The 13271-nt window shown below is 75.7% G+C and carries 10 protein-coding genes; 4 read left to right on the forward strand and 6 right to left on the reverse strand.

All coding sequences use genetic code 11. The features are described from left to right. Positions 1 to 63: 63 nt before the first annotated feature. Positions 64 to 1056, forward strand: coding sequence for a cation diffusion facilitator family transporter (locus HGCM_RS05440; protein WP_019135858.1), 993 nt, complete (start codon positions 64 to 66; stop codon positions 1054 to 1056). A gap of 9 nt (positions 1057 to 1065) precedes the next feature. Here HGCM_RS05440 and HGCM_RS05445 read toward each other — a convergent pair whose 3' ends face one another. Together HGCM_RS05445 and HGCM_RS05450 are read right to left on the reverse strand one after the other, a co-directional pair. Further along, on the reverse strand, positions 1066 to 2016 hold the full coding sequence (locus HGCM_RS05445; RefSeq protein ID WP_019135859.1) for an alpha/beta hydrolase: 951 nt from the start codon (positions 2014 to 2016) through the stop codon (positions 1066 to 1068). 75 nt (positions 2017 to 2091) lie between these two features. After that, positions 2092 to 2742, reverse strand: coding sequence for a histidine phosphatase family protein (locus HGCM_RS05450; protein ID WP_019135860.1), 651 nt, complete (start codon positions 2740 to 2742; stop codon positions 2092 to 2094). A 248-nt stretch (positions 2743 to 2990) separates the two neighbouring features. On the opposite strand from HGCM_RS05450, the gene clpB reads away from it, so the two are divergent. Further along, positions 2991 to 5612, forward strand: a complete 2622-nt coding sequence (gene clpB, locus HGCM_RS05455) for an ATP-dependent chaperone ClpB (protein ID WP_019135861.1) — start codon at positions 2991 to 2993, stop codon at positions 5610 to 5612. 10 nt (positions 5613 to 5622) lie between these two features. On the opposite strand, the gene HGCM_RS05460 is transcribed toward clpB, so the two are convergent. Both HGCM_RS05460 and HGCM_RS17025 read right to left on the reverse strand, forming a co-directional pair. Beyond that, entirely contained in the window at positions 5623 to 6624 is a 1002-nt protein-coding gene (locus tag HGCM_RS05460) for a LacI family DNA-binding transcriptional regulator (RefSeq protein ID WP_019135862.1), read from the reverse strand. Positions 6625 to 6725: 101 nt separating this feature from the next. Continuing rightward, the gene (locus HGCM_RS17025; RefSeq protein WP_019135863.1) at positions 6726 to 7181 is read right to left on the reverse strand and encodes an ATP-binding protein; all 456 of its coding nucleotides are present in this window, start codon (positions 7179 to 7181) and stop codon (positions 6726 to 6728) included. A gap of 132 nt (positions 7182 to 7313) precedes the next feature. Between HGCM_RS17025 and HGCM_RS17030 the strand changes: the two genes are divergently transcribed. Further along, entirely contained in the window at positions 7314 to 7673 is a 360-nt protein-coding gene (locus HGCM_RS17030; protein WP_019135864.1) for an STAS domain-containing protein, read from the forward strand. Positions 7674 to 7684: 11 nt separating this feature from the next. On the opposite strand, the gene HGCM_RS05475 is transcribed toward HGCM_RS17030, so the two are convergent. Continuing rightward, complete coding sequence (locus HGCM_RS05475) at positions 7685 to 9943, reverse strand: SpoIIE family protein phosphatase (RefSeq protein ID WP_019135865.1); 2259 nt, start codon at positions 9941 to 9943, stop codon at positions 7685 to 7687. A gap of 155 nt (positions 9944 to 10098) precedes the next feature. Between HGCM_RS05475 and HGCM_RS05480 the strand changes: the two genes are divergently transcribed. Beyond that, positions 10099 to 10704 (forward strand): TetR/AcrR family transcriptional regulator, encoded by a 606-nt coding sequence (locus tag HGCM_RS05480; RefSeq protein ID WP_019135866.1) that lies wholly within the window; start codon positions 10099 to 10101, stop codon positions 10702 to 10704. A gap of 53 nt (positions 10705 to 10757) precedes the next feature. On the opposite strand, the gene HGCM_RS05485 is transcribed toward HGCM_RS05480, so the two are convergent. Continuing rightward, the gene (locus HGCM_RS05485; RefSeq protein ID WP_019135867.1) at positions 10758 to 13058 is read right to left on the reverse strand and encodes an aryl-beta-d-glycosidase; all 2301 of its coding nucleotides are present in this window, start codon (positions 13056 to 13058) and stop codon (positions 10758 to 10760) included. Positions 13059 to 13271 lie beyond the last annotated feature (213 nt).

Here is a 13271-nt window from a genome sequence, read left to right on the forward strand (position 1 = left end):
CGCCGCGCTGCCCGCCCACGGGGCGGACGACCCCCTTCCCGGCGACGACGAGGGGGCGCGCCCGTGACCGACCGCGCCGCCCGGATGCGCCCGATCCTCGCCACGGCGCAGGAGGACGAGGGGCACCAGGAGAGCGCGCTCACCGTCGTCGTCGCGTTCGCCGCCAACCTGCTCATCGCGGTCGCGAAGACCGTCGCAGCCGTCGTCACGGGGGCGGCGTCGATGCTCGCCGAGGCGGCGCACTCGTGGGCGGACGCGGGCAACGAGGTGTTCCTGCTCATCGCGCAGCGCAAGGCCGCGCGCCCGGCCGACCGCACGCACCCCTTCGGCTACGGGCGCGAGGTGTACGTCTGGTCGCTGTTCGCCGCGATCGGCCTGTTCGCCGTCGGCGCCGGGGTCTCCATCACCCACGGCATCCAGGAGCTGCAGCACCCGGAGCCGGCGCAGAGCTTCGGCGTCGCGTACGTCGTCCTCGCGGTCTCGTTCGTGCTCGAGGGCATCTCCTTCCTGCAGGCCCGGCGGCAGGCCGCCGCGGACGCGCGCCGGCGCGACGTCCCGCTGATCGACCACGTGCTCGGCACCTCGGACCCCACCGTCCGGGCGGTGTTCTTCGAGGACGCGGCGGCGCTCGTCGGGATCCTCATCGCCGCGGCCGGCGTGGCGGCGCACGAGGTGACGGGCTCGACGGTGCCGGACGCGGTCGGCTCGATCCTCGTCGGGCTGCTGCTCGCGGTGGTCGCGGTGGTGCTCATCCAGCGCAACCGCCGGTTCCTCGTCGGCGAGGTGGCCGACCAGCGGGTCTGGGACGCGGCGCTGCGCACGCTGCTGGAGCAGCCGGAGATCGCGCGCGTGACGGAGCTGCGCCTGGAGCTCGTCGGGGCCCGCCAGGTGTTCCTCACGGGCGCGGTCGACCTGACGGGCGAGCCGTCGGAGACCGACGCGTCGCACGGCCTCGCGGCGCTCGAGCGGCGGCTGGCGTCGACGCCGGGCGTCGTCGGCGCGCTGCTGTCCCTCTCGGAGCCGAGCGAGCCCGCGCTCCTGCCGCGCGAGGCGTGACGGCGGGGGTCAGCCCACCCGGGCGCGCAGGAACGCGACGACCTCGTCGAGGTAGCGCTCACGGGCGGGCGACGGCGACAGCGCCAGGTCGTGCGCCCCGCCGGGGACCTCGACGAACGTGACGTCCGGCCCCAGGCGCGGCGCGAGCGACGCGATGTGCCGCACCTCGAGCACGGAGTCGGTCGTGACGAGCGCGTCGTGCCAGCGGTCGTCCGGGCCCGAGGCGTCGGAGGCCAGGACGAGGACCGGCACGTCCACGGCCAGCCCTCGGCGCACGCGGCGGTGGCCGCGGCGGACCGACCGGGCGAAGCCCGCGGTCGCGGGGAACCCCGTGTGCGGCTTCCAGGTGAGGTCGTAGTCCCACTCGCCGCCGGAGCCGACGTGCAGCGCCTGCCCGTAGTGCTCGCCGATGCGCCCGACGACGAGGTGCGGCGCGAACCCGCCGACGACGTCGATCAGCGCCGTCAGGGCCGTCCGCTCCAGCAGGTTGCCCCGCAGGTCGAGCCAGGGGCTGTTGAGCACGAGCGCGTCGACGAGCCCGGTGCCGCGGCGCGCGTCCGCCCAGAGCGCGGCGACGAGCCCGCCGGTCGAGTGGCCGAGCAGGACGAGCGCGTCGTGCTCCTCGCGCAGGTGCCGCACGGCCGCGTCGATCTCCTCGGCGTAGCGGCCGAGGTCCGTCGTGTCGTTCGGCGGGCGGCCGTGCCGGATCGACCGGCCGTAGTCGCGCAGGTCGAGCGCGTACAGGTCGTAGCCCGCGGCGTCGAGCGCGTCGGCGACGTGCGGGTGGAAGAAGTAGTCGACGAAGCCGTGCAGGTAGAGCACCGCGCGCCGGTGGCGGGGCGCCCGCCGCACGAGCGTCGCCTCCGGCGGGACGCCGGTGCGCGCGGCGACGTCGTCGGGGCGCAGCGCGATCGTCGTCGCCTGCCAGCCCGGGCCGAGCACGTCGTCATGCCACTCCACGCCGTGATGCTCCCACGCCGGCGGGACGCGTCCCGCGCGGGACGCGCCCACGCCGGCGGGGCGTGGGGCGCCGGCTCAGGCGGCGGCCGGCGGCGCCGGCGCCTCGCGCGCCGCGAGCAGGCCCTGCCCGGCGACGTCGACCGCGATCGACGTGATGCGGGCGGTCCCGTCCCGCTCGACCTCCACCGTCGAGACCGACGCGTTCGGCAGGGCCACGAGCCCGACGGGCTCGACCGTCGCGAGGTAGGCACCGAGCGCGAGGCCGTGCCCGACCACGAGCACGCGCTCGTCGTCGTCGTGCTCGGCGGCGATCCGGGCGAAGACGTCCCGGGTGCGGCCGAGGAAGTCGGCGGCGTGCTCGCCGCCGGGCAGGCCGGGGTGGGTCCCGGCGAGGACGCCGGCGACGAGCTCCGGCCACGGGACGTACGCGTCGAGCACCGTCTCGGGCTGCCGCTCGAACGCGCCGAAGTGGTACTCGCGCAGCTGCTCGTCCGTGCGCAGGGGCACGTCCGGGTGGTGGCGCAGGAGTTCGACGGCCGTCGCGACGGCCCGCCCCGACGGTGACGCCCAGGCCGCCGTGAACGGCGTGCCGGCGAGGTGGGTCGCGGTGGTCCGCACCCCGGCGCGGCCGTCGCGCGTGAGCGGGGAGTCGCAGCGGCCCTGCAGGACGCGCCGCGCGTTGTAGTACGTCCGCCCGTGCCGCACGAGCGTGAGTTCGAGGGTCATCGTCGCCCTTCCGTCGTCGTCTGGTCGCTGCCGACGCTACGGACGGCGGATGTCGGGGCGGGGGCGCGCCGGTGTCCGGGCGGTGAAGAGGTCCGACGAAGCGGACGCACCCGCGCGCCGGGTGCGCGCCCGGCTGGACGACAGGGTTGAGCGGAATAGACTCAAGTTTGCTCGCGGTTGAGGAGAGCAGATCCCGTCGTCGACCGCGCGGGTGGTCGCGCACCGCCCCGCACCAGGAGGAACAACCCGTGGACATGAAGCTCACCACCCGCTCGCAGGAGGCGCTGGGCGACGCGATCCAGCAGGCCTCCGCCGCCGGCAACCCCCAGCTCGAGCCGGCGCACGTGCTGAACGCGCTGCTCCAGCACGAGGGCGGCGTCGCGAACGGCCTCCTCGACGCGGTCGGTGCCGACCGCGGCGCTCTCGGCCGCTCGGTGCGCGGGATGCTGGTGAACCTGCCCTCGTCGTCGGGCGACTCGGTCGCCCAGCCCACCCCCTCGCGGGCGACGACGTCCGCGCTGCAGGCCGCGAACGACGAGGCGCGCACGCTCGGCGACGACTACGTGTCCACCGAGCACCTGCTCATCGGCCTGGCCGCCGGGCAGTCCGGCGTGGCCGACGCGCTGCGCGGCGCGGGCGCGTCGCGGGAGGCGCTCGTCGCGGCGCTGCCCACGGTCCGCGGCAGCGCGCGGGTCACGAGCCCGAACCCCGAGGGCACCTACAAGGCGCTCGAGCAGTACGGCACGGACCTCACGCAGCGCGCGCGCGACGGCCGGCTCGACCCGGTCATCGGCCGCGACGCCGAGATCCGGCGCGTGATCCAGGTGCTGTCGCGCCGCACCAAGAACAACCCCGTGCTCATCGGCGAGCCGGGCGTCGGCAAGACGGCCGTCGTCGAGGGGCTCGCGCAGCGCATCGTCGCCGGCGACGTGCCGGAGTCGCTGCGGGGCAAGCGCCTCGTCGCGCTCGACATCGCCGCCATGGTCGCGGGCGCCAAGTACCGCGGCGAGTTCGAGGAGCGCCTCAAGGCCGTGCTCGCCGAGATCACCTCGTCCGACGGCGAGGTCGTGACCTTCATCGACGAGCTGCACACGGTCGTCGGCGCGGGCGCCGGCGGCGAGGGCGCCATGGACGCGGGCAACATGCTCAAGCCGATGCTCGCGCGCGGCGAGCTGCGCCTCGTCGGCGCGACCACGCTCGACGAGTACCGCGAGCGGATCGAGAAGGACCCGGCGCTCGAGCGCCGGTTCCAGCAGGTGTTCGTCGGCGAGCCCTCGGTCGAGGACACCGTCGCGATCCTGCGCGGGCTCAAGGAGCGGTACGAGGCCCACCACAAGGTGACGATCTCCGACGCCGCGCTCGTCGCGGCCGCGGCGCTCTCCGACCGCTACATCACCGGGCGCCAGCTGCCCGACAAGGCCATCGACCTCGTCGACGAGGCCGCCTCGCGCCTGCGCATGGAGCTCGACTCCTCGCCCGTCGAGATCGACGAGCTGCAGCGCGCCGTGACGCGCCTGGAGATGGAGGAGGTCGTGCTCTCGGAGGCCGACGACCCCGCATCGGCCGAGCGCCTCGAGCGGCTGCGCCGCGACCTCGCCGACCGGCGGGAGGCGCTCGCGTCGCTCACGGCGCGCTGGGAGAAGGAGAAGGCCGGGCACAACCTCGTCGGCGACCTCAAGGCGCGGCTCGACCAGCTGCGCTCCGACGCCGAGCGGCTGCAGCGCGAGGGCGACCTCGCCGGCGCCGGCCGGATCATGTACGGCGAGATCCCGACGCTGCAGCAGCAGATCGCCGAGGCGGAGGCCGCCGAGGCGACCGAGGACACCGGGCTGTCGGAGCTCGCGCCGACGACGCCGATGATCGCCGAGAAGGTCGGGCCCGACGAGATCGCCGAGGTCGTGGCGGCGTGGACCGGCATCCCCGCCGGCCGCATGCTCGAGGGCGAGACCGCCAAGCTGCTGCGCATGGAGGAGGTGCTCGGCGAGCGCCTCATCGGCCAGCGCACCGCGGTCGCGGCGGTCTCCGACGCCGTCCGGCGCGCCCGCGCCGGGATCTCCGACCCCGACCGTCCGACCGGCTCGTTCCTGTTCCTCGGGCCCACCGGCGTCGGTAAGACGGAGCTCGCCAAGGCGCTCGCGGACTTCCTGTTCGACGACGAGCGCGCCATGGTGCGCATCGACATGAGCGAGTACGGCGAGCGGCACTCCGTCGCGCGGCTGGTCGGCGCGCCCCCCGGGTACGTCGGCTACGAGGAGGGCGGCCAGCTCACCGAGGCCGTGCGGCGCCGCCCGTACTCGGTCGTGCTCCTCGACGAGGTCGAGAAGGCGCACCCCGAGGTGTTCGACGTGCTGCTGCAGGTGCTCGACGACGGCCGCCTCACCGACGGCCAGGGGCGCACCGTCGACTTCCGGAACGTGATCCTGGTGCTCACCTCGAACCTCGGCTCGCAGTTCCTCGTCGACCCGCTGCTGGACGAGGCGGCGCGGCGCGACGCCGTGATGGGCGCCGTCCGCGCGGCGTTCAAGCCGGAGTTCCTCAACCGGCTCGACGACGTCGTCCTGTTCGACCCGCTGTCGATCGACGAGCTCGGCCACATCGTCGACCTGCAGGTCGCCTCGCTCGCACGCCGGCTCGAGGGCCGTCGGCTCACGCTCGACGTCACGACCGCCGCGCGGGAGTGGCTGGCGCTCGAGGGCTACGACCCGGCGTACGGCGCGCGGCCGCTGCGGCGCCTCGTCCAGCGCGAGATCGGCGACCGGCTGGCGCGGCGCCTGCTCGCCGGCGAGGTCCACGACGGCGACACGGTGCGCGTCGACCGCGGCCCGGACGGGCTGACGGTCGAGCCGCTCGGGGCACCGGCGCCGGCCTGAGGCCGGTGGGTCACACCGGCCCGCAGGAGGACCGCTCGACCAGGGCCGTCGGCAGGCGCAGGTGCGTCGTCGGCGGCTCCTGGCCGTCGAGCACGGCGACGAGCATGCGCAGCGCCTCCTCGCCCATCTGGCGCAGGGGCTGCTCGATCGTCGTCAGCGGCGGCACGGCGACGGCCGACTCGGGCACGTTGTCGAACCCGATGACCGACAGGTCGCCGGGCACGGACAGGCCCAGGTCGCGCGCGACCTGCATCGTGCGGATCGCCGAGAGGTCGTTCGCGGCGAAGATCGCGGTCGGGCGGTCCGGGAGCGAGAGGAGCTCGCGCGCCGACTGCTCCGCGCCCTCCGGCCGGTAGCCCCCGATCCGGACGAGCCGCTCGTCGACGGAGACCCCCGCCTCGGCCATCGCGTGCCGGAAGCCGTCCTCCCGCAGCCGGGACGACTCGAGGTCGGCGCGCCCGGACAGGTGGGCGATGCGCCGGTGGCCGAGGCGCAGGAGGTGCTCGGTCGCCAGGACCGCCCCGGCGAAGTTGTCGGAGTCGACGGTCGGCACGCCGGACGGGCCGGTGTGCGGGTCGACGGCGACGACGGGCACGCCGGGGCGCGCGTCCATGACAGTGGGCGTCACGATGATGGCGCCGTCGATGAGCGTGCCCCCGAGCCGGGACAGCGAGCGCCGCTCCCAGCCGACCGCGCCGCCGCGGTGGCCGCCGGAGTAGGCGAGCAGCTCGTACCCGGTGCCGGCGACCGCGTCGGACGCGCCCTTGAGCAGCTCGGTGCTGAACGGCTCGAACTCGGCGAGCAGGACCCCGATGACGTTCGTCTTGTGGGAGCGCAGGCTCTGCGCCCCCAGGCTGGTCTCGTAGCCGAGCTGGTCGATGACGGTGGACACCCGCTCGAACGTGGCGCGGGAGACGCCGTAGCGGCCGTTGACCACCTTCGAGACCGTCGCGACGGACACGCCCGCGGCGCGGGCGACGTCCTCCATCTTCACGCGTCCTGCGGTCTGCACGGCGTGATCCTAGCCGCACCGAAAACGTTATCGATAGTTTTCGGCCCGCGCGTTCGCGCACCGTGGGCGCGTGCCGCCCCGACGGGTGCCGTCCGATCGGCTCAGCGCGGGAACGACGCCCAGACGTGCTTGGTCTCGCCGGTGGCGTACCAGCCGACGTCCGCGGCCAGCAGGTGCGCCAGCTGGAGGCCGAACCCGCCGTCCCCCGGCGCGCGGTCGGAGTCGACCTGCGGCACCTGGTCGAGGGCGCGGTCCGCGACGTCGAGCACCCACGCGCGCTCGGCCCGGACCAGCCGGACGGTGGTTGGCGGGTCGCCGTGCCACAGGGCGTTCGTCGCCAGCTCCGACGCGATGAGCACGAGCTGTCCGACCCACTCCGGGGCGCCGGCGCGGCGCGCGTGCGCGTCGGGCGACAGCACCTCGGTGAGCTGTGCCCGCATGACCCCGAGCTCGGTCACGCCGACCAGCGTCCACTCGCGGACGGTGGTCCCCTTGGGGGGCGACGCGGCGGCGAGGGCGCGCGCGACCGTGTCGCCGACTCCTCGCTCCTGCGTCACTGTGACCTCCTGAACGGCCGTCCGGTTCAGCCGCCTCCTGCGTCGAGGGTAGGAGGGCGGCGGCGCTGCGGCCACTGCAGGTTAGTGTGTCGGGCGGATGATCTCGTCCGCCGGTCCACGATGAGGAGCCCCGTGACGCAGCCAGAGCCCGATCCCGCCCCGCTGGGTTCGGGCGCCGCACCGCTCGCCGACGCGCGGCTCGACGAGCACGACGGCCGCCTCGTCGTCGTGCTGACCGGGGAGGTCGACGCCGCCCTGTCGGGGACCCTGGCGCAGGTCGTCGCGGCGGTCGAGCAGCGCGCGGCCGCCGGCGACGTCGCGGTCGACGTCGACGCCGGCGCGGTGACCTTCATGGACTCGTCGGGCCTGCGCTTCCTGGCCCGCCTGTCCACCCGGACCCCCCACCGGGTGCGCGTCCTGCACGCGCCCGAGGCCGTGCGCTTCCTCCTGCAGGCGACCCGGATGGCGGACGTCGTCGACGTCGTCGGCTGACGACGGCGCGGTCAGCCCACCCGTCGCAGCACCACCAGCGTCACGTCGTCGACCGACCCCTCGTCGCGGCAGGCGGCCAGCACGTCGTCCACCGTCGCATCCGGCCCGAACGCCGCCGCCAGCCGCTCGAGGCCCGCGCGCAGCCGCGTGTCGCGCGAGTCGACCAGCCCGTCGCTGAACAGGACCAGCCCGCCGCCCGGCGGCACCGACGCGCGCGTCGTCGGGGGCAGGCCCGTCCCGACCCCGACGGGCGGGTCGATGTCGGCGTCGAGCACCGACGCGCGCCCGTCCGTGCCGAGCAGCAGCGGCCGCGGGTGCCCGGCGAGCGCGAGCTCGACCGCACCCGTCGCGGGCTCGACGACCGCGACGGCCACCGTCGTGAGGTCGTCCGGGAGCGTGCGCCGGGAGAGGCGGTCGAGCCAGCCGAGCGCCTCGGCAGGGGAGTCGCCCCGCAGCAGGTGCGCCCGCAGGGAGGTCCGCAGCTGGCCCATGGTCGCGGCCGCGGGCAGGCCGTGCCCCGCGACGTCGCCGACGACGAGGGCGAGGCGGCCGTCGGGGAGCTCCAGCGCGTCGTACCAGTCCCCGCCGACCTCCCCGGCCGCGGCGGGCTCGTACCGGGCGTCGATCGACCACCCGGCGACGGCGGGCAGCGCGGCGGGGCGCAGGGCGCGCTGCACCTCGCGCGCGGCGTGCACCTCCCAGCGGCCGCGCAGCAGCAGCGTCTCGACGAGCCCGGAGCGCAGCTCCTCCGCCGACAGCCGCTCCCGGTCCGACCAGGGGTCGCCGCGCCCCCGCACCACCTCGGTCCACTTCTCGAACGACTTGCGGGGGGACAGGCGCACGGTGTCGCCCTCGCGGCGCGCGATCGCCTTGTTGTGCGGGTCGCCACCCCAGTCGACGTCCTGCACGGCTTCGCTGCGCAGCCAGGCGACGAGCTGGTCGTCGGGCAGCCGGACCGCGAGCAGGCCCGCGACGCCCGGCAGGGCCGCCGCGAGCGCGGGCTCCTGGACGGTCAGCGCGTCCCGCGTGACCACGTCGCCGTCCTGCCGGGCGAGCCAGCGCCCCAGCGCCTCGGCGTCGCCGTCCACGGCCAGCGGGCCGAGCCGGGTGGTGGTGCCGCCGAGCAGCGCGAGCACGCCGTGCGCCGGCACGAGGTCGAGCAGCGAGCGGCGCCGGCGCGACCGGCCCACGAGCGCGTCCGCGACCGAGCGGTCGGCGTCGCGCGAGGCGGTGAGCAGGGCGTCCAGCGTCTCGGACGCGGCGATCGCCGCCTGCAGCTCGTCCTCCTCGGAGCGGGCGACGAGCCGCAGCGAGAGCGCCGAGCCGAGGAACTCCGCGGCCGCCCGCACGCCGTACGGCGGGTGGTGCGGACCCGAGTAGTGGTGGCACGCGACCAGTCCCCACAGCCGGCCGTCGCGCAGCAGCGAGATCGACATGGACGCCGCGACGCCCATGTTCGACAGGTACTCGCAGTGGATCGGGGAGACGCTGCGCAGCACCGAGTACGTGAGGTCGAGCGGCTCGCCCGTCACCGCGTCGAGCCCCGGCACGATGCGGGCCGGCGTGTAGCGCACGTCGGAGATCAGGCGGATCCAGTTCTTCTCGTACAGCGCGCGGGCCTGCACCGGGATGTCCGTCGCCGGGTAGTGCAGCCCGAGGAACGAGTTGAGGTCGGGCCGCCGCGCCTCGGCGACGACCTCGCCGTTGTACTCGGCGTCGAACCGGTAGACCATCACCCGGTCGAAGCCGGTGAGCGTGCGCACCTCCTCGGCCGCCACCGCGTACAGCTCGTCGAGGGAGTGGGCCCCGTTGAGCCGCTCCACCGACCCGCGGACCGCCTGGTACGTGTTCGGGAACGAGAACGGGCGCGGGCCCAGCGCCGCCTCGATCTCGACGACGAGCAGCGTCCGCTCCCCGACGGCCGTCCGGTGCAGCACGACGTCGACCTCGACCTCGCCGTCCGGCGTCGGCACGGGCAGGACCAGCGGGTTGCGCGAGCGCAGGTCGCCGAACGTGCGCAGGTGGGTCCGGATCGCGCCGGCGGCCTCGGCGCCCAGCACCTCGTCGAGCGTCGCACCGAGCGCCTCCTCGGCGCTCGTCCCGAGCAGGGCGGGCAGGTTCTCCGACGCGTGCTCGACGACGAGATCCGGCTCGGTGACGGCCAGCAGGACGCCCCGCGGCTGGATGCTGCCCGGCACGTGGATCGGCTCGCGCGCGCAGTTGTCCAGGTCGACCGGTTCGTCCGGCGCCAGGAAGGTCGTGTCGGTCACGCGTGCGGCTCCTGTCGCGCGGGGACGTCGCGGGCGCGACCCGTCGACCGTACGGCAGCGGCGGGGCCGTGCACGACCACCCGGTGGGGCGCCGGGGGCCCGACCCGCGGGCGCCGCTCGCGGGGATGGTGGGGCGTGCGTGCCATCCTGGGCGCGTGTCCACCCCCTCGCCCCGTGGGTACGCCAGGGGCCGGGCGACGCGCGAGGACATCCTCGCCGCCGCGACGGCGCTGTTCGGCGAGGTCGGCTACACGTCCGCGTCCCTGCGCGAGATCGCGGCGCGCGTCGGCATCTCGCACCCGGGCCTCCTGCACCACTTCCCGAGCAAGGAGGCGCTGCTGGCCGCGGTGCTGCAGCGCCGGGACGACGCGGACGCGGCGGACGTGCGTGCCGACGTGGAGTCGGGCGCCGGCTACGTCGACGCCCTGCTGCGGCTCGTCGAGCGCAACGCCGCGCGGCCGGGGATCGTCGAGCTGTTCACCGTGCTCTCGGCCGAGGCGACGAGCCCCGAGCACCCGGCGCACGAGTACTTCCGCGGCCGCTACGCCCGGGTCCTGCGCTCGGTCGAGGACGACCTGGACCGGTTCGGCGCGTCCGGACGGCTGCGTGCGGGCGTCGACCCCGCCGCCGCGGCACGCCTGCTGGTCGCCGTGCTGGACGGCCTGCAGGTCCAGTGGCTGCTCGAGTCGGGCTCGCCGGACCGCGTCGACATGGTCGCGGCGGTCCGCCAGTTCCACGACGTCCTCGTCGGCCCGGCGTAGCTCGGCGGCGACGGGGCCCGCCTCCGCAGCGGGCGGCCCCCGTCGCCGCCGGCTCAGCGGACGGCGGCGTTCGCCCGCGCCGCGAGCGCGGCCAGCTCGTCCTCGTCGACCGGCGCGATCCCGAAGTCGATGAGCACCCGGACGGGCATCTGCATCATCATCGCCCGCATCGAGTCGTCGAGCTCGCGACCGTCGGCCTCGAGCATCGGGCCGACGACGTCCCGGCCCGCGGGGTGCTCGAGCCACTCCGCGATCGTCGACATCCCGTCGAGCGGCGCCCACAGCGGCTCGCCCTCGACCTCCACCGCGGCCGCCGCCCGGACGTCGCGCGAGGACGCGCCGACCTCGACGACGAACTCGCCGCCCTCGACGACCCACCGCCGCAGCCCGGGGTGCCAGTAGGACAGGTCGCGCGCGTCGAGGGTGAACGCGACCTCGCGCTGCTCGCCGGGCTCGAGGTGCACCTTCGTGAACGCCTTGAGCTCGCGCACCGGGCGCAGCACCGACGCCTGCGGGTCGCGCACGTACAGCTGCACGACCTCGGCGCCGGCGACCGCCCCGGTGTTCGTCACCGTCACGCGGACGTCGACCGACACGTCCGGCCCGGTGCCGCTCGCGGCGGCGACCACGTCGCCGTACCCGAACGTCGTGTACGTCAGCCCGTGCCCGAACGGGTACGCGACGTCGATGCCCCGGGTGTCGTACCAGCGGTAGCCGACGAGCACGCCCTCGCCGTACCGGACGTGGCCCGCCTCGCCGGGGAAGTTGCCGAAGGCCGGGGTGTCCTCGAGCCGGTGGGGGATCGTCTCGGTGAGGCGCCCGGCGGGGGCGACGCGGCCCAGCAGCAGGTCCGCGACGGCGGAGCCGCCCGCCTGGCCGCCGAGCCACGTCTCGAGCACGGCGGCCACGAGCCCACGCCACGGCATCGAGACCGCGGAGCCGTTGGCGAGCACCACGGCCACGCGCGGGTTGACCGCGGCGACGGCCTCGAGCAGCGCCACCTGGTTCTCCGGCAGGCCGAGGCGCGGGCGGTCGTAGCCCTCCGACTCGTCCGGGCCGGGGAGGCCGAGGAACAGGACGACGGTGCCGGCGGTCCGCGCCGCCTCGACGGCCGCCGCGCGCAGCGCCTCGTCGTCGCCCTCGGGGCCGCCCTCGATCGTGAAGCCCGGCTCGAAGGCGACGTCGCCGAGGGCGCGCAGCGCGGTCAGGGCGTCGTCGAGCCGGGTCGGGTTGACCTGGGACGAGCCGGCGCCCTGGTAGCGCGGCGTGCGCGCGAACTCGCCGACGACGAGCAGGCCGTCGGTCCCCGCGAGCGGCAGCACCGGCGAGCCGTCGACCGGCTCGTTGCGCAGGAGCACCGAGCCGGCCGCGGCCGCCTCGCGGGCGAGCGCGTGGTGCGCGTCCACGTCGACGGTCCCGCCGCCCACGGGCTGCGCGCGGGCGACCAGCCGCAGCACCCGCCGCGCCGCGTCGTCGAGGACGCGCTCCGGGAGCCGGCCCTCGCGGACGGCCGCGACGACGGCCTCGTCGGGCCGCGGCCCGGACGCCGGCATCTGCAGGTCGAGCCCGGCCGCCAGCGCCGGCACCCGGTCGTGCACCGCGCCCCAGTCGCTCACGACGAGCCCCTCGAAGCCCCACTCGTCGCGCAGCACCTCGGTGAGCAGCCAGTGGTGCTCGGAGGCGTACGTGCCGTTCACCTTGTTGTACGCGCACATCACGGTCCACGGCTGCGCGCGCGTCACGACCCGCTCGAACGCCGGCAGGTAGACCTCGCGCAGCGTCCGCTCGTCGACGTCCGCCGAGACCCGCATGCGGTCGGTCTCCTGGTTGTTCGCCGCGTAGTGCTTGAGCGAGGTGCCGACGCCCTGGCTCTGGATGCCGGCGACGAGGGCCGCCCCGACCTCGCCCGCGAGCACCGGGTCCTCCGATACGTACTCGAAGTTGCGGCCGCACAGCGGCGTGCGCTTGATGTTGACGCCGGGGCCGAGCAGGACGGCCACGTCGTTCGCACGGGTCTCGCGGCCGAGGGCCTCGCCGACGCGGCGCACGAGGTCGACGTCCCACGACGAGCCGAGCGCGGCCGCGGTGGGGAAGCACGTGGCGGGGACGGACGCGCCGATCCCCAGGTGGTCCGCCTGCTGGGCCTCCTTGCGCAGGCCGTGCGGCCCGTCGGTGACCATGACCGACGGGACACCGAGCCGCTCGACGGGCTTGGTGTGCCAGAAGTCGGCGCCCGACGTGAGCGAGGCCTTCTCCTCCAGCGTGAGCCCGGCGAGCACGGCCTCGACGTCGATCGTCCGGTCCGGCTGCCCCGGCTCGTCGTGCGGGCCCGGCGTGGGCGCGGCGTCCGACATGGCACCTCCTCGTGCGGCGGAAGGCTCCAGGCTAGCGAGAAACCGACCACCTGGTAGGCGAACGCTCACGGGCAGATGACAGCTCTCTCATGGACGCCTCACGGTCCGCCCACGCGCGACCGGTCGGATGAGGGTCATGAGCACCAGCACCGACGGGCCCGCGGCCGACGCCGCGGAGCGTGGCGCGAGCGCGTCGCCGCGGGGCGGGCACCG

Origin of the sequence: Cellulomonas massiliensis JC225 (assembly GCF_000312005.1) — a bacterium.
GTDB classification, from domain to species: domain Bacteria; phylum Actinomycetota; class Actinomycetes; order Actinomycetales; family Cellulomonadaceae; genus Cellulomonas; species Cellulomonas massiliensis.